Source organism: Ruicaihuangia caeni (assembly GCF_029952955.1).
Lineage (GTDB): Bacteria > Actinomycetota > Actinomycetes > Actinomycetales > Microbacteriaceae > Ruicaihuangia > Ruicaihuangia caeni.
Genome location: NZ_JASATX010000001.1, coordinates 1,061,005 through 1,082,158, shown reverse-complemented (window position 1 = coordinate 1,082,158; position 21,154 = coordinate 1,061,005). Strand labels below are relative to the sequence as shown.

The following is a 21,154-nucleotide window of genomic DNA, read 5'->3' as shown; positions in this document are numbered from 1 at the left end:
CTGGCAGGTCGCATCCACCAGGGTGAATCTTGGTGTGCCAGCCAGCTTGATGCCGGAGCCTCGATCATGGATCTCCGGCTCAGGGATGTAGGTGCTCCCGCCCGCCGGCCCAGCCCCTCGACCAAGTGAACTGGTGGGCCGGCGTCGGCTGCACCTAGAAAGCTGTAGTGCTGGAAGAGCCACCGCCTGTATGCCGAACTGGGCGATCGCACACCGGCCGAGATCAGGGTTGCACGCCACGTCAGCAGGACCCGCGTGGCTTAGCGAGTCGTCCGTCACGACAACAGACCCAGGAATTCGGGTAGTGATCGAGCAACGGGGGTAAGAGCGTCTAGATTGCATCGGAATCGTACGCTAGTGATTCCAGACCCCGGGGCCACCAAGGGTCGCGGTACATCGCTAGCGGCAAACGCGAGGAAGGGTTCTGCGCCGATAGTCGCGAAAGTAAAGTCCTCCGCCGACTCGATGTCGCCTGCGAGCGTGCGCAATGCGATTCGGTTGACTCGCGCAGCTACCGGTCCCGGCAATCGTTGCAGCAGACTTTCTAGTAGGTCGATGACGGAACGCCCGGAGGGATCGTCGGCTATGGCCAGCGAGGCTACCAAGACTGTCTTGGGATCTCCGATCGCCAATTGATCCAGAGCGAACTCATGATTACGTACGGACCCAGCCGTAGTCTTTACCTCGATGCGAGCGCTAGGCAGCGAGAAGTCAAAACGATCGCCAGGGGTACTATGCCACGCCGTCGCTAGCGGGGTTGGGTCCTCGGCAGAAGCGATCAACCACAACTCGCCCCATAGCCCCGTCACGGTCGATGTCTCGATCACGCCACGTTGAGCCACCAAGTCCGCCAGGCTATCGAGGAAGTCGACTATTTCCGCCGAAGTGGGGTTGTCCGCCAGGGTCGAAAGCAACGCGGCCGCTACTACTGCGAAGGACGAGAGTAGGTCGTCATTGCCCCTCCGGAGCGCAACCATGGCGAAGCGCCTCTGCAACACCTCGTCGCTAGCGGCGTCAACGATTGTGAAGTTGTCCCCCGTCAGGATGTGCAGTGCCTTGAGGCGGCGCTCATCGACGAATGTTTCCTGGTCGACTTCGAAGAGGACAAAGCGTTCCTTGTGCGCGGAAACCGCCACGAAGGCATCGTGGCGGTCAGGGACGCGTCGTGCATCGAGCGCCCCGTCCCCGAGCGGACGGTCCCCGAGCGTATGGAACGCCTCCAATATGAACTCGGCTGTACCGGCGATGTCGCTCAAGTTTCAATGAACCAGTCGTTGCTCAGGCCGTCAGGGAAACTCACTGCGAACCATGGGACACGATCGTAGGTTTCGCCCGGAGGCGGCGAGTCAGTGAGCGCGAGGGTTCTCAGTTGGATAGTCACCTCGTCGGGTGAACGGAACGTCCGGTCACCCGAATAGTTGACCGCGGCGCCCCTGGCGCCCGAGGGGTTCATACCCACGAGGAGGTTCTCTTGAACCACGCTAAGTTGACGGCCGGGGCCGGCTGGAACGTCGAGTTCGCTCATGAAGACGAGCGCTGCCGATTTCGGATCATCGTTTCTCGGCTCTCGGATGACTCGAGCCAACTGCATTGCGATCGCCTGTAGCAGCATCGAGTCTTCGGCGTGCCCGGCGCGGATTTGGAGCAGGAACTCCAGGGCTTCTTCGAGTTCGATCCCGGTGACCGCGAGATTTCTCTTGCCGCTTCGACGGTCAACAGCATCAGGAAAGAGGGTTCCATCCACTGCTTCGTTCCGCGTGCGCGCCAAAACCGCGGCAAACAATTCTTCGTTGGCGAGTCGGATATCTTCACCGAGATGCATCCACTTGGGCCAGGCCCATTGCCGACTGGCCCGCCTTCGAGCTACTCTCCGCCCGATGACTGCGGTGCGAGTGGGACTTGCGAATTGACCGTGCAGCACAAAGTCACGCTTCCACACCGATAGAGGCTTGCCCTCGTGGCGCTTCAGTCCTGCGCGAAGGAACTCTTCGTTGTCGACGTAATCGACAAATGCGTCTCGCGCATCTGAGCGAAGATAGACCCTGCAGTAATCAATGTAGGCAGCTCTATATCCGAAGAATCGTGCACGTTGCTGCAAGACGTCCGCGTTGCCGGCGATGGGCCGTGGCATGTACGTGACGGTTAGGCCCTCAACGGTGAATCCGCGATCAAGCTTCATCCCGCCGATCAACAGCCAGTAGAAGTCCGATGTCCAGTCGATATCCTTTTCCGCTTGCTGCGTCGAATTGACTTCAACCACGCGGAGCTCTTCGGTGAGTTCTGGGATGCGAGAGATTAGGTCCTCGAAGGTACCCAACTCTTCAACGGTTTTCGCCAGTTCTTCGTATGCAGCCTGAAAGCCGACCAAGACTTCGTCCCGATACTCGCCACCGGCTTCGATACCTTTTTGCCAGTCTTCAAGGAGATGCCGGATCCACGATCGATATTGCCGGTGGGGCGCTGTATTCTGATGTGCCTGCACCATCATTGACCGGTTCTCCTCGATTCCCTTTCGACTCGCGTCGGCAATGCCGAGGAGAAACACTCTTAGCGCATCCTGCAGGCCCTGCGGCGGTTCGGTCAGCGGGTTGCGAGGGTCGTAGGTCTCTGCGTCCGGAACCACGACTACCAACTCCTTGACTCGGTCTTGGAAGAAGGCACGGCCGCCGGTGTAGTCCGGCCCGCTGGACAGAACCTTGGCGTAGTGTGGATCGAGCCGATCAGCAGTAGCGAGGAGCAAGTTCGCCTGGGGCGTGGCCGTATATTGGACGAACGAGTGGTGGGGGAGCGCCGCGCGGAGGCTTGCTACCGCTGAGTAGGTTGGGCTTTCGTCGGATGCGCCAGAGAGACGGTTCCTGCGCGCTCGAGTATTGGGTGTTGCCTGGTCGCTCTCGTCATCGATTATCAACACCGGAACACCGCTCAAATCGAGTCGCTTGAGCGCGGCCGCCGCGTTCTCAACGCGGCCCGCGTGCTTCAAGACGGTCAGTACTAGCGCTGGCTTCTCCTGAAGAGCTGCTCCGTCTCGATGTCGCTTCCAACTTTTTAGGGCAGATTGGATTGCGGGAAATGATGGACCGTTGACTTCGGGGTTGTCAAACAGCTTCCAGCTTCGCTGTAACTCGTCAAGACCAAAGTCCTTTCGAAGTCGGGCCTCGCTCTGGCCCTTGAGATTTGTGGTTGTCCCCGCGAGGAGGATCACGACTCCGAAGCCATTGTCGGCCGCGAGCGATGAAAGAGTTGTGAACGAAAGAGTCTTGCCGGATTGAACATATCCGACGACCAGAACAACCGAACTACCTGCCGGCGCAGTCGGTGGTATGCAGTGGCCCAGGATCGATTTTGCTTCGGTGAGCACTGTGCTCATGTCGATCGCGCCCCGACCGCTCGATTTGGATGCGATGAACTGCTGTGTCCGCTCGCCGATCTCAGGTTCCCAGGCGTTATTCATCCCAGCATTCATCGGCGCGATTGTGATTGTCACCCTTTGTCCTCTGTTCCGTCGATACTCGAGAAAGTCTCTCGCGCGAGTTCGTTGATGCGTCGGATGACGCTGTGTGATTTGGCGCCGCTCCGCTTCCCAAGAGCGAGCGCCAACCCGATCGTGGCTGCGAAAGCCATGATCATCTCGGAGTTCTCGTTTGCCGCCCCGAGGAACTTGCGGCTGAAGGGATGGGCGAGGCTGACAGTCACTTTGACCCGTGTCTCCGGAAGTCGAGAGGCTGAGTGCGCACCGGGGACTTCCGCGCCAACTGCGATCCAATCGGGTATTCCGTCTTCAAGCGTCGCCTCCAAGTCCACGGTCCAAACCTCGCCCTCCAGCACGACCTGAGCCGAACGATTGATTGAAGCGAAGTCACGAGACTGCGTCACAGTGTCTGGGATGTGCTCTTCATCGTCGGACCGCTGAGCTATGACTCTGGACGCAACCGTGTCGAAGTGCTCCTCGACAGAAGTGGCGACTTTGGTGACGGCTTCTTCTACGGGCTTCCGATGGTCGGCGATCGGCTGGAGGCGATAGTTTGACGCCTGCTTGAGGAGATCAAGATCGCCGTCTGATAGGGCGGCTTCGAGTGCCTCGAGGAAGGCATCCTCGTAGCCGTCCCAGCGGAAGCCGTCTTTGGTGTGGCTCACCTCGAAGCCTTCCAGGGTCAACTCGCCGTAGAGACGCTGGTAGGTGTGCGTTGTCGAGCGTCCAAAGATCTCTACAGGACGGTATGTTTCGTCTGCACTTCCCAGAATGAGTCGGCCCCGTCGCATTAGCGCAAAGCCAGCCTCGGCAGTGGAACCCTTGGCGCGCAGGCCCGCGAACCCATACACACGATGGGTCTCGTCGAGGCTGAAATCTATCTTCTTTACCCAACGCATCACCGCACCGCGTGGATCGCTTGCGCGTGGAGCAACTAGGGGCTCAACCTCTGCGAACGTTAGCTTCTCTCCTCGGAACACGAGCTCGAGGTTTCCGGTTCGAAGGAATTCGCGGTAGATGCTGGAAAGGTGAGCCTTGATCTTGCTTAGCGTCTTGGTTTGTGGGATGTGATTTAACCGGAACAACTCGATTGTTGTGAAGTGCGAGTTCGCTTCCGTGGGTGCCTCGCGCACGTGGATAGTGTCCCGCTGGTTATCGCGGATCTCATCAATATCAAAATGCACTGTTCGCTCAACGGCATCGCCCGCGACCGAGGTGGTTACCTTCCACTCTCTTGCGAACCAGGTAGCTGCACTTTTCATGCCCATACCGAACTCAGATAGCCCCGTGCGATCGGGGGGGGCCTGTGCAGCGCGGAATGCACGAGGGAAGTCCGCAGGATCAATTCCTCCTGCGTTATCGCGAATGACGACTCGGCCGCCATCCTCTGGGTACAAGTCGATCGTGACTCGGAGCGGCCTGCCTGGGGATGCGAGTCGGTGTTGCAGGGCGCTGGCGATGGAGTTGTCGACGAACTCCGCTAGTGCGAACCAGGGCTTGTAGTTCAGATGTCTGAGCACGCCCAGGATGTTGACTTCCGGTCGGATGTTTATGTCCACGTGCGCTTGGATCTCCGCCTCAGGCAGCGGCCTTCGTCGAACCGCTGGCCAGCCCAGGTTTGGTCTTGACTAGACCACGAAGGAGTGGCTCAGCTATGGCCCTCACCACGCTCGCATTTACAGCGTTGCCAAGCGCTTTGTAGGCCGTGAGATCGCTCTCCGGCAGTCTCACCTCCCCAAGGCTTTGGAGTTGTGCACACTCACGAGGCGTCATGTATCTCCGTACACCGACGAGGTCGCTGCCAAGGATGGGAACTTGCGTGTGTGTCATTGCGACGAGACTGGGGGCAGTCGTGGTGCGCTTCACTCGAATTCCCGACGCTCTCACCTGCAGGACAAACTTGTCGATCCGGCGTTCGTCGCCTTGAGCGTTCCACTCAAACTTCTGAAGGCTCTGCGGTAAGTCCCAGGGCTTCCAAGCTTCCATCCAGGGCGCGATCCAAGAACGGTTCGTCCAGAAGAAGTCTCGATTCTGACGAATAAAAGCTCGTTTCCAGGTAGGAAACCTGTAGTCCCCGTCACGGCGAGCGTAGCTGGGTAGCAGTTCGTACTGACGCTCGCGTGTAAGTCCAGAGAGTTCATGCCCAAAACTCCCCATGAATCCATCAAGCTCGCGCGGGCCCTTCTCGGCCCAGATTGCCGGAGGCGTTCCCTCATCATCAAATGGGTACGTAGCGCCGAATTCCATGGACCAGATCGGAAACGAAGGAAGCTTCACGTCTGCGGGAGAACGTCGGAGAAAGTCATCCCACATGTCAATCGCTCGGAGCGTCTGGGGCGGAATCGCACGGCTTGGTAGAGCTGAATCGTCAAGAACGGTTCGGATGTCAGTCTTCTGGTGCGTTGGCTCTGGCCACTGGAAGTCCCTAAGTCCATCTAGGGATCCGACAAAGTATGCGCGCTCCCGGATCTGTGGGACCCCGAACTCGTGGGGGGAGTATTTGCGCCACTGGACGGTGTAGCCGGCCTGCTTCAATTCTGTGAGGATCGTGTCAAGAGTCTCCCCCCGCTTATGCCGCAGGATGTTCGGAACGTTCTCCAGAATGAAGCGGCGAGGCTGTCTCACTTTCAGAATGTCTAGCACTTTGAAGAAGAGTTGACCTTGAAGGGTGTGCGCGAAGCCAAGTTGCTCGCCCGCTTTCGAAAACGGTTGACAAGGGAACCCCGCGGTTAGGAGATCGTGCTCTGGTACTTGGGTACGTATGACTCTCGCGTCGTCGAGGGTGTTCACGTCGGACCACACCGCGGTACCGGGGAAGTTCTGGGAATACAACCGATTGAGCGTCGGCTCCCACTCGGCGGCAAAGACTCCTTGGCCGCCGAGTCCTTGCAGCGCGATATGGAATCCGCCGAGACCTGCGAAGAGATCTATGAAACGAAAACGTGCGTCACGCTCCATCATGTTTCCTACCCTTTGATCGCTGGCAGCGCTCAGCCTATTGGCAAGCGGAGACATTCTCGGGTACCGTCGGCCGCGTGGCGGCCTACGTGGTGGTGATGTCGTGGCGATAGTGCGGAAGTTCATTGTCGGTGACCGGGACGTTAAGGCACCACAGTCGGAAGTTGACGGCTACGTGCAGCGGGTCCTCGGCGACGACGGCACGGTCTACCTCTACCTCTATAACTATGCGGAGGGCGGCCCGAAGCCTGGTGCTTCGCCGACGCAGAGTATGCACTTTGACTACACGGCGGCCAAAGCCCTAAAAGCGATCCTTGACGAGACGTTTGGGTCCTTCTAACGCCTGTCAGTCTGCTGAGGTCCCTAGGCGGATTGAGAGCAGTCGGTGCCAGCGCCATTCACGATGTGTCCTGCATCCCCCCAACAGGATCGGCCGTTGGGGCGTTAGCGGCAACTGCGCTCCATAGCGCCCTCGCTCGCGGGTTGCACCGCCGCGTGCTCGACGCTTGGTGCGCACCGTTGGTTGTCGGTGCGTCGGTTGTGCTTATTTCCCACGCACTCTAAAGTGCATAGCGAACAAGTTCTTGAGCCGAAGGGGTCTCGTAATGTCCGTTGAGACGCAACGCAGCGTCAACACCTCGCTGGCGCGGGGTGCGATGAGTCTGCCCGAACTCGTCTTCACCGCACTGGCGACGCTTGCGCCGCTTACCCTCGTCGCGGCGGTCATGCCGCTGCACTTCCTCGTGGGCGGCGCCGCGGTGCCGGGCGGGTACATCGTCGCGGCCGCGGTGATGGCGCTGTTCGCGGTGGGGTTGAATACCATGCTGAAGTACGCCCGCAGCGCTGGTGCGTTCTACCTCATCATCGCGAAGGGTCTCGGCAAGGAGACGGGCACGGCATCCGCGATGCTCGCCGTGCTTGCCTACAACGCGCTGCAGGTCTCGACGTACGGCGCCATCGGCGTCTACGCGGCCGACAGCATCGCCCGCTGGACCGGCGTCACGCTGCCGTGGTGGTTCTACGGCCTCGTCGTGCTCGCGATCGTCGGCTTCTTCGGCATCCGCGGCATCACCGCTAGCGCCCGGGTGCTCGCCACCGTGCTGGTGCTCGAGATCCTCGCGCTCGTCGTGCTCGCGATCGCCGTGATCGCCTCCGATAAGTCGGGCCCCGTGCCAGTCGAAGCACTCAACCCCGGCCTCATCCTGCGCCCCGAGAGCGCGGCGATGTTCGCGCTGATCTTCGGTGCGTTCATGGGCTTTGAGTCGACCGCGATCTACTCCGAAGAGGTCAAGGGCGGCGCCCGCACGGTGCGCCGCGCCACCTACATCGTCGTCGCGTTCATCGGACTCTTCTATGGCTTCATGGCCCTCGTCGTGCTCACGGCCTACGGCTTCGATGGCATCGACGCGGCTGCGGCCGATGACCCGGTGGGTCTCGTCGTGCAGCTCTTCGCCGTGTTCACCAACCCGGTGGTTTACGAGGTGATGAACATCTTGCTCATCCTCAGCGCGTTCGCGGCCCTGCTCGCCCTGCACAACGCGTCGAACCGGTACGTGTTCACGCTCGGCCGCGAAGGCATCATCCCGCGCGTCTTCGCTCACACCGGCGCCAAGACCTCGTCGCCGTGGGTCGCCGGCATGCTGCAGTCGGCCGTCGCCCTCGCGGTGCTGCTGTTCTGCATCTTCGGCAACGTCGACCCCTACACCGGGCTGTTGCTGCTCGGCAGCGCGATCGGGTTCCTCGCGATCATCCTGCTGTGGGCGCTCTGCTCGCTTTCGGTGCTGCGCTACCTGCGTCGCACCCACCCCGACGAGGGTCTGTGGCGCACTACCATCGCGCCGGCACTCGCGTTCGTCGGACTCGTCGCCGCGACGGTCGCGGTCATCGTGAACTTCGACCTGTACTCGGGCGGCGACCCGGTCGTGAACGTGGTCGTGTTCGCACTCACGATCGCCGCGGCGGTCGGTGGCATCGCTCGCGCGCTCTACCTCAAGCGCAATAGGCCCGAGGTGTACGCGGTGCTCGCGACGCAATCCGCAGCCGACGACGAGGAAGAGCCGCAGCCGCAGGCCGCGACCTCCTGACCTCGCCGCATCAGCCCCGGCGTGGGCCGAACCCCTTCAAGATCGGCCCACGCCGGCCAACCTCTGACACCTCGTGAGGCGAGCGCGCGGCATCCGCACCACTCGCCTTCACCTCGCACCACTGGAGCACCATGTCGACCGACACCAAGCTGACGGCACCCGCCGCTTGGTCGCCGCGCGGGTGGCCCTCCGAGCGCCCGTTCACCACCGACAGCCCCGAGACCTGGGTGTACACGCCCCGGTACTCATACCTGCCAGGCGAGACGGTCGAGCTGCACATAAGCACCACCGCGAGCGAGTTCGAGCTCGAGGTCATCAGAGACGGCGCGCACCCCGAGACCGTGCATCGCGCGCACACGCTCACGGGCGTGCGGCAGGAGACGCCGGCGGATGCCTACGCCGTCGGCTGCGGGTGGGAGCCGACCCACCACTGGAGCATCCCAGACGACGCCCCCGCCGGCTTCTACCTGATCATCGTGCGCAACCACACGCCTTCGGGCGAGGTGTGGGAGCGCGAGCACTTCATCATCGTCAAGCACGCGACCGACCACCGCGCGTCGATCGCCCTGATACTGACGACGGGCACGCTGAGCGCCTACAACGACTGGGGCGGCGCCAACCAGTACCGCGGCATCGGCGACGACCCGCGCAACGAGATCGGCTCACCGCTCTCATCGACGCAGCGACCGATCGCGCGCGGGATGCTGCGCAAACCTCCCGGCGTGCCGCAAGAGTTCCACTCGCACACCCCACCGATCGACGCAGCGCCGCGGTACCCCGCCTACGAGTGGGCGCGCCTCAACGGGTACAGCCGCCACCACGCCGACGCGTTCTGGGCCACCTACGAGCGTGACTTCGTGATCTGGGCCGAGGGCCACGGCTACGAGCTCGACTACCTCACACAGATCGATCTGCACGAGGACCCGACGGCTCTTGACCCCTATGATTGCGCGGTCGTGGTCGGGCATGACGAGTACTGGTCGTGGCAGATGCGCGACGTGATCGACGCGTTCGTTGAGCGCGGCGGCGGATTCGCCCGGTTCGCCGGCAACTACCAGTGGCAGGTCCGGCTCAGCGACGACAGCACCACGCAGTACTGCTACCGGCTGCCGTCACTGGACCCGGCATCCGACACCACACCCCACCTGACCACCACGGTCTGGGAAGCCCGCAGCGTCGGCCGCCCGGGCGCGACCACGGTCGGGCTCAACGGCCTCGGCGGCACGCTCACCCGCTACGGCGTCGCCGCGCCCCGATCGTCCGGCGGGTTCACCGTGTACCGCCCCGAACACTGGGCGTTCGCAGGCACCGACCTGTACTACGGCGACCTGCTCGGCGGCGCACCCGCGTTCCTCGCCGCCTTCGAGGTCGACGGAGTCGAATACACCTTCCGCCGCGGACTGCCGTTCCCCACCTTCGAAGACGGCGCCCCCGACACGCTCGAGATCCTCGCGCTGTGCCCCGCAGTCAAGGGTGAGGAAGACCGCTTCAACGGCACCCAGCCGCTGGGCAGCTCAGACAGCGGCATCCAAGAGCTGTTCGACGCGCTCGGTGACGAGCTGCCCGATTACGTGCGCCAGAACGAATCTCGAGGCTCGGGCATGATCGCCACCTTCACCCGAGGCGCCGGCGAGGTGTTCAACGGCGGCTCGACCCAGTGGCCGCACGCGCTCAGCACCGGCGACCCGTTCGTGTCGCAGGTCGTGCGCAACGTGCTCGACCGCTTCACGCGACGAACCGGGCGGTCCGGTTGATTCGGACTACCCGCCAGTAGACCTGACCGCGCCGACCACGCTCGACCTTCCGCAGGCGAGCATCACCACGAACCAGAGAGAACCACCGTGCACACCACCACCGTCGAGTACGAGCCGATCGACCTCACGCCGGTCTTCACCGCACCGGCCGACATCATGGAAGACCCGCTCGAGATCACGCTCGGCCAGCGCTCCCTGCACGGCCTGCCGTTCTCATTCGGAACCCCGGATGCCGCCTTCGCCCTCGCCGCGCCGGGCGGTGAGCCCGTCACGGCTCCCGTGAACGACGAGGCCCGCTGGCTCGTGTTCGCCCACGCCGTGCTCGAGCCCGACCTGTTCGAAGGCGGCTCGATCGGCGAGACCGTCGGCGCATACCGAGTGGTCTTCGACGACGGCGAGACCGTCGATGTGCCGCTGCGCCAGCGGTTCGAGATCGGCCCCACGCCGCGCAAGTGGTCGGGCCGCGCGCTGCCGCTCGACTGGGGGCAGACGCCGTTCCTCGCAGTCAACGACGCCGAGCACGAGCTCATGGACCGCACCTGCGGACGCTACGACGAAGCCGGCGCGCGCCTGGTCGAGATCGAAGACCCGCAATCACGCGTGCCCTACGTGTTGCCGTACCGCTTCTACCTGTGGGCCTGGCAGAACCCGCGCCCCGACGCCCGCATCGAGCGTGTCGAACTGCGCGGCGAACGCCACACCATCGTGCTCGGCGCGCTCACCCGCAGCCTGCTCGACGAAGAGCCGCTCATCCGCGAGGTCGCGCGCGAGACCCTGTTCACCTTCGCCGACGGCGAGGCCGATGAGACCGTCTCGATCGAGGTCGACCGCGGCAGCAGCACCTACCTCTACAAGGTCGCGCGCTCGCAGCCGCACGCCGGCCTTGACGTGAGCAGCTGGGGCGGCACTCGCGAGCGCGACGACATCGGCTACGCCCGCATCGCCGCCGCACCGTCCGCCACGGTCACGGTGCGCCGCGGAGCCGAGACGCTCGGCTCGTTCCGGTGGCGCGACCTCGTCGAGCACGGCGAGCTCGCGGTCTCGGCATCCGTCACCGCGAAGCTGCCCTCGGCCGACCGCACCTGGGTCACGGGCGAGGTGCGGGATGCCGACACGGGTGAGCTCGTGGCATGCCGCATCCGCTTCGAGTCAGCCGACGGCATCCCGTTCGCCCCCTATGCGCACCACGCCCACATCAACTCCGACGGCGGCACCTGGAACCTCGACATCGGGGGAGACGTGCGCCTCGGCGCCCACACCTACGCGTTCATCGACGGCCGCTTCGAAGGCTGGCTGCCCGACGGCGAGGTGACCGTCGAATTGGCGCGCGGGTTCACCTACCGCCCGGTGCGCCGCACCATCACGGTCGGCCCCGATTCGACCCGGTTCACCCTCGAGGTGCAGCGCGAGTTCGACCCGCTGGCCCGCGGCTACGCCGGTGGCGACACGCACGTGCACTTCGTGTCGACCAAGGGCGCCGAGCTCGAGGCGCGCGCCGAAGACCTCGAAGTGGTGAACCTGCTGCAGACCCAGTGGGGCCACCTCTTCACCAGCACCGAAGAGTTCTCGGGACGCCCCGAGCAGTCGCCCGACGGCCGCACCGTCGTCTTCACCGGGCAGGAGAACCGCACCAACATGCTCGGGCACATCAACCTGCTCGGCATCCGCGAACCGATCTTCCCCTGGTGCACCGGCGGCTCAGAAGAGGCCGACCTCGGCGGCGGACTCGAAACCACGCTCTCGCGCTGGGCCGATGAGTGCCACGCGCAGGGCGGCACGGTCGTGCTCGCGCACTTCCCGGTGCCCTACGGCGAGACCGCAGCGCTGCTCGCCACCGGACGGCTCGACGCGGTCGAGACCATCGCGTTCGACCACTACAACATGAACGAGTACTACCGGTACCTCAACGCCGGATTCCGGATGCCGCTCGCCGCAGGCACCGACAAGATGACCGCCGAAGTGCCCATCGGCATGATGCGCACCTACGCCGCAGTCGACGACCCGTCGCAGGTCGACTACTGGGCGTGGTCGCGCGGCATCAAGAGCGGCAACACCATGGTCACCAGCGGTCCGCTGCTGTGGGTCACCGCAGACGGGGCGCCGATCGGATCGGTGGTGCAGACGGCATCCGGTTCAACCGCGCAGCTCGCGATCGAGCTCGAGACGGTATTCCCAGTGAGCGAGATCGAGGTGATCGTCGACGGCCGCGTCGAGGCGCGCGTGCCGGTGCCCGAGGGCGCGACCCGTCACCAGGTCGAGCACGCGATCACGGTGCATGAAGACTCGTGGGTCGCGGTGCGCTGCTTCGGCAGGGATGCCGCCAAGCACCACGACAACTGGGAGCGCCCCGTCTTCGCGCACACCTCACCCATCTACTTCGCCACCGCGGGGCAGTACGCCAAGACCGACGAGGGCACGCTGCGCAACATGCTCTCGATCGTCGAGGGCGCCCGCCGCTACGTCACCGAGCGCGCCCGCACGAACTGGGCAGGCAGCGCGACCCAGCGGCACGGGCAGGCCGACCACATGGCATGGCTCGTCGAACCGTTCGACGAGGCCACCCGCGCACTGCACGACCGGCTCGCCGCCGCCGGCTTCGAAGCCTGAGAAAGGAACCACCAATTGTCTGATCTGTCTGATCTGTCTGATCGATCACTCGTCTACCTCTCGGCGACCGAGGCGCTGCAGCGATTCCGCGACGGATCGCTGCTGCCCTCCGAACTCATGGCGGCGCTGCTCGCCCGCATCGACGAGGTCAACCCGGGCCTGAACGCGTTCACCGCGGTGTACGCCAAAGAGGCCATGGCCGGTGCACGCCTCGCCGACGAACGCTGGCGTCAGGGCACCGCCCGCCCGCTCGAGGGCATCGCGCTCGCCGTGAAAGACAATGTGCCGATCACCGGGCACACCGTCACCTACGGCTCGAAGCTGTACGCCGACAACGTCGTCTCCGACACTCATCCGGGCGTCGCACGGATGCTTGAGGCCGGCGCCGTCGTGATCGGCCGCACCACGATGCCCGAGTTCGGTGAGGCCGGCAACTGCTACACCCCGCTGTGGGGCGTCACCCGCAACCCGTGGAACCGCGAGTACGGACCCGGCGGGTCGTCGTCGGGGGCGGGCGTGACCCTCGCCGCCGGCATGACGACGATCGCCGACGGGTCCGACATCGGCGGATCGATCCGCATCCCGGCATCCTGCTGCGGTGTGTACGGGTACAAGGCGCCGTTCGGCCGCAACCCGAACGACCTGCCCAACACCTTCGACCCCTACATGCACTACGGCCCGCTCGCGCGCACCGTCGAAGACGTGTGCCTGATGCAGAGCATCATCGCCGGCCGGCATCCCGACGACATCAGCACCGTCAACGAGACCGTCGACTACACGGCCCTGGCCGATGTGAAGGGCTGGAAGATCGCGTACTCGATCGACCTCGGGTACTTCCCAGTCGACACCGAGGTGCGCGACAACCTGCTCTCGCTCGTCGAGGGGCTGCGCGCGCTCGGCGCGACCGTCGAGGAGGTCGAACTCGACTGGGGGACCGAGGCGTTCGACGCCTGGCTCGCCACGAACTCCAGCCGTGGTTCCGCCGCCCGGTTCGTGCACGACTTCGAGCGCGACGTCGACCAGTTGGCCGACTACACCGCCGACATGATCGCGCACGGCAAGTCGCTCACGCCCGACGACCTCACCGCGGCGCTCGAGGTGCACGTTGCGATGTACGGGCGCATGGGGCGGATGCTGGAGGAGTACGACGCGTTCCTCTGCCCGACCACCGCGCTGCCCTCCGTCGGCGCCGACCGCTCGCCGCTCGACCTCGCGATCGAGATCAACGGCGAGATCGTGCCGGAGAAGATCGCCGAGGCCTGGTTCATGACCTACCCGTTCAACATGCTCAGCCAGCTGCCCGTGCTGAGCATCCCGAGCGGCATGTCGTCGATCGGCGTGCCGACCGGCGTGCAGGTCGTCGGCCCCGCATTCGACGACATGAAGGTGATGTCGGTCGCGCGCGCTGTGGAGAAGCACGTGTACAAGACCGACTTCTGGCAACTGGAGGTGAGCGCGTGATGAGCGTGGATCAGATTGTTACCCTGTCGCCGACTGCGCTGGAGGGCTCTGTGCCCGACCCGGCGTCGTACGACGAGGTCAGCGACGGCTGGACCGAGACCGAGTACCGCGCCGACTTCGGCAACTCGGCCGTCGAGGGCGGCTATTGGACCGGTTCGGCCGGCAGCGTCGCATTCGAGTCATGGCCGTACACCGAGCTGTGCGTCGTGCTCCGCGGCCGCGTCGCCGTGGAAGACGAGTCCGGCGCGCGCCGCGAGTTCGGTGCGGGGGAGTCGTTCGTGATCCCGCAAGGGTTCAAGGGCGTGTGGCACACGCTCGAAGACACCGAAAAGGTGTTCATGGGGGTGCACCGGGCGCAGTAGCGCTCGGCGCAATCGACGCGAGGTCACGCGGGCGCAATCGACGCGAGGTCGCGCGGGCTCGAAGCCGGCCGTTCCGAGAGGGGCGGCCGGCTTCCCGTCGCGGTCGCGCCAGCGATAAGACAGACACCAAGTGGCTGCTTCGGGTTCAGATGCTACGCACAGCCCACGCTCAGAAAGGTTGTAGGCTCCGGTGGTGCTCGATCGTTGGGACCCGCTGATCCTTGTCCATGCCGTAGCGGCCACTTATGCCCTCGGCTTCGGCGTCGTTCAGATCTTTCGGCGCCGCAAGGGCGACCGGCCTCACCGCATCGTCGGCTGGACGTGGGTGGTCGCGATGGCGCTGGTCATCACCACCTCGTTCGGCATCCGCACGATCAACGGCGGGTTCGGGTGGCTTCACGCCCTCTCGCTCTTTACTGCGTTCACGGTGACCATGGGCATCATCGCGGCGCGACGTCACCGGGTGAAGTCGCACCGATCGTTCCTGCTCGGCAGCTACTTCGGGCTGCTCGGCGCATTGATCGGCGTCGTGGCGGTGCCTGATCGCCGCATCCCCGACACAGCAGTGCATCACCCTTGGCTTGTCGCCGCGTTCATCGCGGCGATCGCATTGACCGCGGCGGCGTCGGTGTGGGGCATCGTGAACCTGCCAGCGCGTGGGCCGAAGAAGGCGGCCGGCCAGGTGTCTGAGTCGACGGCGGAGAACTCTGAGGCGCTGCCGCGCTAGTCGAGGCCCGCACCGTCATGGCGGAACCGCAGCTTCACGCTGCTGCTCTGCCGGGCTGCTTGAGCTCGTGAGTGTGGCACCCGCCTACTCGCCGGTCGCGGGCGTCAAGAACCAGAGCACCGTCGCACCGTCTTTGGGCGACGCTGTCCAGTGGTGCGACTCTTTCCCGTCGAAGGTGAGCGAGTCGCCCTTAGCCAACACCCACTGCTGATCTTGGATCTCCATCGTCAGCTCGCCGTCGAGCACATGCACGAAGTGCACGTTCGAGTTGACGGTGTAGTCCTGCGAGTTCCCCTTGGCGCCGGGCTCGATGATCGCGTGGATCGCCTGCACACGCGATTCCTGGCGCGGAGTGAGCAGCTTCTCGAGGGAGCCCTCGGTGGCCGACGACAGCTTCGGCGCGTTCTCGAGCTTCACGTGCGCGGCATCCGTGCGCGAGAGCAGAGCGCCCGCGTCGATGTTGAGCGCGTTGCAGAGGTTGATCAGGGTCGCAACGCTTGGCGAGGTCAGGTCGCGCTCGAGCCGGCTGATGAACCCCTCGGTGAGGCCGCACGCATCCGCGACCTGCTTGATCGTCATGTGCTTCGCGAGCCGTGCCCCGCGCAGTCGTGACCCGATGCGAGCACGCTCGGGATACTGCTCTACTGCAACGACTCGCATCTGTTCGGGCCCCGTTTCTCGCGCTTCTCTCCACAGTATCGGAGGGCAAGTGCGGTCTCCGCGGTCTGCGAGTGAACGGGCGAAGTCCGTGCGAAGTCCGTGCGAACGCCACGGCCCGGCCGGTCACGAGGTCATAGCGGAGGAGGGTCGGTGGGGCCGAGCGCGTGATCGTCGGCGTGCGCGTCGTTCGCGGCATCCGCACTGTCGCGCTCCTTCAGTTCCACGAAGAACGCGTGTGTGTCGGTGGAGCCGATGTTTGCTCCGGAGTGGTCTTGCGCGTCGAGCCAGCGCACCTGAAACGCGTCCAGATGGAGATCGCGAGTGCGCTCGCCTTGCGTCAGGCGGCGGTCGAAGTCGGAGAGCGTGATCATCACCGAATCCGGGTGACTGTGAGTCACTGTCGCGTCGCCCGGGCGGTCGAAGTACTCGAGCACCCTCACGCGCGCGTTCTCGAACACCACTCGGTACAGCTTTGGGTTGACGTCAATCGGATCAGGCATCGTCGACCTCCAGCGAGAAGCAAACCTCGCGTCGGCGCAATCGTAGGTCCGGCGCCGGGCACACGTTAGAGGTCTGTGGCGACTCATCGGCAGCAGAGGAGCGGCTGATTGAGGCCGGCCTACCCGGTTCGGTCCGGGGCCATGTGGCTGGGTGCGCGATCACATCGAATCGACGCATTCCGGGGCACGTCGCGACCTGAAAAAGGTTCGCGTACCGATATGCTGCGAAACGTCGTTTGCGCGCCGGTGACCGCGACCCCTCCCGAGGGTGGCGGAGCGTTGCGTTGACCGCCTTACCCTGACCCGGCACCACCCGACTCCTGGAGCACTCGTGCGCCCCTTCGCACTGACCCGCAAACCCGCCCGCGCTGCGACGTCCATCTCGCTCGCCGCAATCATCTCCTGTGCCCTGGTTGTGGCAGGAGCACCATCCGCAGCCATGGCCGCAGATGTGCCAGTCACGACGGATGCCGAGCTGGCCACGGCGCTGAACACCGCGCCCGACGGCGACGTCGTTGTCGTCAATGCCGATTTCGCGCTCGGCGCTGCGGCAACGGTGGCGAATTCGATCGCGCTCGATCTGAATGGACACGCGATCTCTGTGGCGGGTCTTACTGTCGCCGCCGGCAAGGCATTCACGATTCGCGACACCGCTGGCGGTGGCGCCCTCAGCGCTACCGCAGGCTTTGCGGCCGGCATCACAACCCATGGCGCCACCCTCACCATTGAGAGCGGCACGATCACGGCCACCGCAGGGCACGGTGCCGGCATCGGTGGTGGCGACGGCCAGGACTGCGGCACCATCAACATCACCGGCGGCACCGTGACCGCCACTGGCAACTCTGATGGTCCGGGCATCGGCTCGGGCTGGGCATCCAACGGTCCCTGCACGATCTCGATCTCGGGTGGCCAGGTCACTGCCGTCGGCGGCAACCTCTCATCGGGCATCGGCAGCGGTTGGTATGCGCCTGCCCCTGCGACCGTGTCGATCACAGGCGGAACCGTGGTCGCGACCGGCAGTGCGAATTCAGCGGCGATCGGCGGCAGCGAAGGCAGCAACGGCGGAACCGTCACGATCGGCGATGGTGCAACGGTGACGGTCAACTCGACGAACGGCCGGGCCTTCGGCGGGGGAGTCGGCGGCGGCTTCGGCACGGTCACGATTGGTGGAACCGTCATCGTGCCGGCATCCGCATCGATGATCGTTCCCGCGGGCGGGGCGGTCACGGTGACCCCGACCGGCTCGATCACGGGCGACGGGGCCCTCGGTGGCGCAGGGACGCTCGCCAACAGCGGGACTCTCACCGTGGCGTCGATCGACAGCGTCGAGAACGGCGGCACGCTCGCCGTCGCGGGCAACAACTACGTCGTGACGTTCGACTCGAACCACGTCGATGCGGCCCCGGCATCGACCGCACAGCGCGTCTATGCGGCGTCGCTGGATGCTGCGCTGCTCGCTTTGCCCGCGCCGACGCTGACCGGGCGCACGTTGACCGGATGGAACACGCTCGCCGACGGCACCGGCACCGCGTTCACCAGTGCGACCTCGATCAGCGGTGACCTCACCGTCTTCGCCGTGTGGAACAACCCGACGCCGCCGGTGACGCCTGCTCCGCCGGCTGGCGGCGGAGCGGCTGTTCCGGCCGCCGACAGCGGAACCGGGCGCACCCTCCCGCAGACCGGTGTCGACGCCAGCCTCGGCTGGCTCGCGCTCGCGCTGCTCGGTCTCGGAGCCGCAGCTGGCGTCGTCTCGCGGCGCCGCGAGCGTACGCAGGGATAGTCCGTACGGCGCTGGGCGGCGGCGATAACCGCCGCGGCCCAGCCCGCCACCTCACGGAAAGCTGACGCGCCCGTCGTCGCCGATCGTCCAGCCAGGGTTGTGCGCGATCTCCCAGAGCACGCCGTTGGGGTCTTCGACCTGCGCGTGGAAGATGCCACCGTAGTCGCCGGGCTGTGGCTGCTTGCGCACCGTTCCTCCGCAGGCTGCCATCGCTTCCACGAGTCGGATCACGGCGTCTCGGCTCTCAACGTTGTGCGCGAGGGTCACACCTGACACGGGCGCGGGACGCGGTAGCCCGAGGTCTTGGGCGAACTTGTCTTCGCGGAAGAAGCCGAGTATCAGCCCGGGCGCGAGCTGAAAGAACACGATCTCGTCGGCTACATCGAGGGTGGGCGTCCAGCCGAGGCCGTCGACGTAGAAGGCGCGAACGGCATCTAGGTCGTGGGTCGACAGGGTGATGAAGTGCAGGCGTTGCTGCATTGCCTGCTTGGGGTCACTCGAGGTCAGCTTTGCGGCATCCGCGTGGTCCATGGCCGCAGCGTAGCGCCAGGCGAGCTCGCACGTCTGCCGAAGGGGGCTGCCGGTGTGAGCCTACGCCCGCGCTATGCCAGCGACAGGAACAGCTTCTCGAGCTCCTCGGGGTTGGTCTTCGACTCGTCGCCCGAGTCGGTGAGGCATTCGCGCAGCGCGGTGGAGATCACGAGGAACCCGGCGCGGTCGACGGCCTTCGACACCGCTGAGAGCTGCTGCACGACGTCGCGGCAGTGGGTGTCGCCCTCGACGGCGGCGATCACCGCGGCGAGTTGACCGTGCGCGCGGCGCAGACGGTTGACGATCTTCCGCTTGGCTTCGGGGTCGTATTCGGCGTGCGTTGTGAGGTTCTCGGTCATTGCGGCGCCCCTCTCAGGTCGAGTTGACATTCATGATACCCCAGGGGGTATTATTTCCAGCACGGATTGATACCCCCGGGGGTATCTCCGACATTGTTGAGACAGAGAGATTGGAAACGGCTTCATGTGCCGAGCAACGAAGTGCAACACCTGTGGCAAGACCACCTGGACCGGATGCGGTGAGCACATCCAAGACGTGAAGCGTCAGGTTCCGGCATCCCAGTGGTGCAACGGCCAGCACTCGCGCGCCGAGGTGGAAGCGGCTGCCCAGGGAGCGCGCGGCGGCGGGTTCCTCGCGCGCCTGTTCGGCCGCTGACGGCATCCGCACCGCATCCGACGAACACCCGCCCGCCCAAACCCGACCCGACTCACCCGAGAAACCCGAGGAACGCACCATGCTGCTGGAACGCATCTACGACGAAGACCTCGCCCAAGCGAGCTATCTGATCGGCTGCCAGGCGCGCGGCGAGGCGATCGTCATCGACCCGCGCCGTGACATCCGCGTCTACTCCGACCTCGCGAAGAAGCACGGCATGACGATCACCGCGGTCACCGAGACCCACATCCACGCCGACTACCTCTCGGGCACGCGCGAACTGGCCGCAGCCACCGGCGCGACGATGTACGTCTCTGATGAGGGTGGCCCTGAGTGGACCTACGGCGAGGCATTCGACGAGGCCGTGCGCATGCGCGACGGCGACACGATCCGTCTCGGCAACGTGACGATCACCGCGGCGCACACTCCGGGCCACACCCCGGAGCACCTGTCGTTCCTCGTGACTGACGGCGCGCAGGCGAGCGAACCCGGCTTCATGATCACCGGCGACTTCGTGTTCGTCGGCGACGTGGGCCGCCCCGACCTGCTCGACGAGGCAGCCGGTGGCATCGACACCCGCTTCGCCGGCGCCAAGCAGTTGTTCGCCAGCCTGCGCGACCGCTTCCTGACCCTGCCTGACTATGTGCAGGTGCTGCCCGGTCACGGTGCCGGTAGTGCGTGCGGCAAGGCACTCGGCGCGATCGACTCGACCACCGTCGGCTACGAGCGCGCGTTCTCGTGGTGGGGCAAGTACCTCGAGGCGGGGGATGAGCAGGGCTTCATCGATGAGCTGCTCAACGGGCAGCCCGACGCCCACGCCTACTTCGCGCGCATGAAGGTGCAGAACCGCGTCGGGCCCGCGCTGCTCGGCGAGCTGCCCGACCTCGCTGAATACAGCGCCGACGACGTGCGCGCCGAATTGGCCGCCGACGCGGCGATCTTCATCGACACGCGTTCGCATGGCGCAGTGCACACCGGCACGGTTCCGGACGCGCTGAACATTCCCGGTGCCGCCAAGGCAGCAACATACGGAGCTTGGGCGATCGACCCGGATGCCGAGCAGCGCCCCCTCATCGCGCTCGCCGCCGATCGCGACGAGGCCGAAGAACTGCGCGCACACCTCATGCGCGTGGGCATCGACACCGTGACCGGTTTCATCTCCTCGCTCGACGGGCTCGACCTGGTCGCGCCGCGCACCGTCTCACCCGAGGACCTCGACGGGCTCGACCGTGCCCTGCTGCTCGACGTGCGCAGCAAGGCCGAATACGCGGCCGGGCATCTGCCCGGTGCCGAGCAGTTGAGCGCGGGTCGCGCCCTGTGGAACCTCGATCGCTTGCCGTCCGAGGGGACCATTGTCAGCTACTGCCGCAGCGGCCTGCGCAACAGCGTGGTCGCGAGCGCACTGCGTCGCGCGGGGTTCGACGTCGTCGAGCTGGAGGGCTCGTACCTCGGGTGGGTCGCGGCGCAGTCAGCGGGGCGAGCAGCGGCGTAGCCGGCGGCCTGGCCGGTGCCCGGAGCTGGCGCGGTGCGTCAGAGTCCGTCGGTTCGGTGGGCCACCGCCGACAGCGGCCCCGTAGGCTGGCGAG

Annotated in this window: 18 protein-coding genes; 10 read left to right on the top strand and 8 right to left on the bottom strand. The window is 65.1% G+C overall.

The window, feature by feature from the left end:
• Nucleotides 1–275: 275 nt before the first annotated feature.
• The 4 genes from QF206_RS04985 to QF206_RS04970 are packed head-to-tail and all read right to left on the bottom strand — an operon-like array spanning nucleotide 276 to nucleotide 6,427.
• Nucleotides 276–1,256, bottom strand: coding sequence for a PD-(D/E)XK motif protein (locus QF206_RS04985; protein WP_281488065.1), 981 nt, complete (start codon nucleotides 1,254–1,256; stop codon nucleotides 276–278).
• Nucleotides 1,253–3,484: a Z1 domain-containing protein gene (locus tag QF206_RS04980; RefSeq protein WP_281488064.1), complete on the bottom strand. Its 2,232-nt coding sequence runs from the start codon at nucleotides 3,482–3,484 to the stop codon at nucleotides 1,253–1,255. The genes QF206_RS04985 and QF206_RS04980 overlap by 4 nt, the downstream gene beginning before the upstream one ends.
• A complete protein-coding gene (locus QF206_RS04975) occupies nucleotides 3,481–5,028 on the bottom strand; it encodes an ATP-binding protein (protein ID WP_281488063.1) in 1,548 nt (515 codons plus the stop codon). The genes QF206_RS04980 and QF206_RS04975 overlap by 4 nt, the downstream gene beginning before the upstream one ends.
• Before the next feature lie 19 nt (nucleotides 5,029–5,047).
• Nucleotides 5,048–6,427: a DNA cytosine methyltransferase gene (locus QF206_RS04970; RefSeq protein WP_281488062.1), complete on the bottom strand. Its 1,380-nt coding sequence runs from the start codon at nucleotides 6,425–6,427 to the stop codon at nucleotides 5,048–5,050.
• A 103-nt stretch (nucleotides 6,428–6,530) separates the two neighbouring features.
• On the opposite strand from QF206_RS04970, the gene QF206_RS04965 reads away from it, so the two are divergent.
• The 7 genes from QF206_RS04965 (at nucleotide 6,531) to QF206_RS04935 (ending at nucleotide 15,422) form a co-directional block, all read left to right on the top strand.
• Nucleotides 6,531–6,767: a hypothetical protein gene (locus QF206_RS04965; protein ID WP_281488061.1), complete on the top strand. Its 237-nt coding sequence runs from the start codon at nucleotides 6,531–6,533 to the stop codon at nucleotides 6,765–6,767.
• A 265-nt stretch (nucleotides 6,768–7,032) separates the two neighbouring features.
• The gene (locus QF206_RS04960; RefSeq protein ID WP_281488060.1) at nucleotides 7,033–8,511 is read left to right on the top strand and encodes an APC family permease; all 1,479 of its coding nucleotides are present in this window, start codon (nucleotides 7,033–7,035) and stop codon (nucleotides 8,509–8,511) included.
• 131 nt (nucleotides 8,512–8,642) lie between these two features.
• A complete protein-coding gene (locus QF206_RS04955) occupies nucleotides 8,643–10,265 on the top strand; it encodes a N,N-dimethylformamidase beta subunit family domain-containing protein (protein WP_281488059.1) in 1,623 nt (540 codons plus the stop codon).
• A gap of 87 nt (nucleotides 10,266–10,352) precedes the next feature.
• Nucleotides 10,353–12,872, top strand: a complete 2,520-nt coding sequence (locus tag QF206_RS04950) for a CehA/McbA family metallohydrolase (protein WP_281488058.1) — start codon at nucleotides 10,353–10,355, stop codon at nucleotides 12,870–12,872.
• Nucleotides 12,873–12,887: 15 nt separating this feature from the next.
• On the top strand, nucleotides 12,888–14,333 hold the full coding sequence (locus tag QF206_RS04945; RefSeq protein ID WP_281488057.1) for an amidase: 1,446 nt from the start codon (nucleotides 12,888–12,890) through the stop codon (nucleotides 14,331–14,333).
• Nucleotides 14,334–14,338: 5 nt separating this feature from the next.
• Nucleotides 14,339–14,695: a cupin domain-containing protein gene (locus tag QF206_RS04940; RefSeq protein ID WP_281488056.1), complete on the top strand. Its 357-nt coding sequence runs from the start codon at nucleotides 14,339–14,341 to the stop codon at nucleotides 14,693–14,695.
• 193 nt (nucleotides 14,696–14,888) lie between these two features.
• The gene (locus QF206_RS04935) at nucleotides 14,889–15,422 is read left to right on the top strand and encodes a DUF2306 domain-containing protein (RefSeq protein WP_281488055.1); all 534 of its coding nucleotides are present in this window, start codon (nucleotides 14,889–14,891) and stop codon (nucleotides 15,420–15,422) included.
• Between the two features lie 84 nt (nucleotides 15,423–15,506).
• On the opposite strand, the gene QF206_RS04930 is transcribed toward QF206_RS04935, so the two are convergent.
• The gene (locus tag QF206_RS04930) at nucleotides 15,507–16,082 is read right to left on the bottom strand and encodes a helix-turn-helix domain-containing protein (RefSeq protein WP_281488054.1); all 576 of its coding nucleotides are present in this window, start codon (nucleotides 16,080–16,082) and stop codon (nucleotides 15,507–15,509) included.
• Between the two features lie 131 nt (nucleotides 16,083–16,213).
• Nucleotides 16,214–16,582 carry a cytoplasmic protein gene (locus QF206_RS04925; RefSeq protein WP_281488053.1) on the bottom strand — a complete coding sequence of 123 codons (369 nt, stop codon included), beginning with the start codon at nucleotides 16,580–16,582 and terminating at the stop codon, nucleotides 16,214–16,216.
• Nucleotides 16,583–16,913: 331 nt separating this feature from the next.
• On the opposite strand from QF206_RS04925, the gene QF206_RS04920 reads away from it, so the two are divergent.
• Complete coding sequence (locus tag QF206_RS04920) at nucleotides 16,914–18,362, top strand: InlB B-repeat-containing protein (RefSeq protein ID WP_281488052.1); 1,449 nt, start codon at nucleotides 16,914–16,916, stop codon at nucleotides 18,360–18,362.
• A gap of 51 nt (nucleotides 18,363–18,413) precedes the next feature.
• Here QF206_RS04920 and QF206_RS04915 read toward each other — a convergent pair whose 3' ends face one another.
• Nucleotides 18,414–18,893: a VOC family protein gene (locus tag QF206_RS04915; protein WP_281488051.1), complete on the bottom strand. Its 480-nt coding sequence runs from the start codon at nucleotides 18,891–18,893 to the stop codon at nucleotides 18,414–18,416.
• A 71-nt stretch (nucleotides 18,894–18,964) separates the two neighbouring features.
• Entirely contained in the window at nucleotides 18,965–19,252 is a 288-nt protein-coding gene (locus tag QF206_RS04910; protein WP_281488050.1) for a metal-sensitive transcriptional regulator, read from the bottom strand.
• Nucleotides 19,253–19,376: 124 nt separating this feature from the next.
• Between QF206_RS04910 and QF206_RS04905 the strand changes: the two genes are divergently transcribed.
• A complete protein-coding gene (locus QF206_RS04905; RefSeq protein WP_281488049.1) occupies nucleotides 19,377–19,568 on the top strand; it encodes a hypothetical protein in 192 nt (63 codons plus the stop codon).
• Between the two features lie 79 nt (nucleotides 19,569–19,647).
• Nucleotides 19,648–21,060, top strand: a complete 1,413-nt coding sequence (locus QF206_RS04900) for an MBL fold metallo-hydrolase (RefSeq protein WP_281488048.1) — start codon at nucleotides 19,648–19,650, stop codon at nucleotides 21,058–21,060.
• Nucleotides 21,061–21,154: the final 94 nt, after the last annotated feature.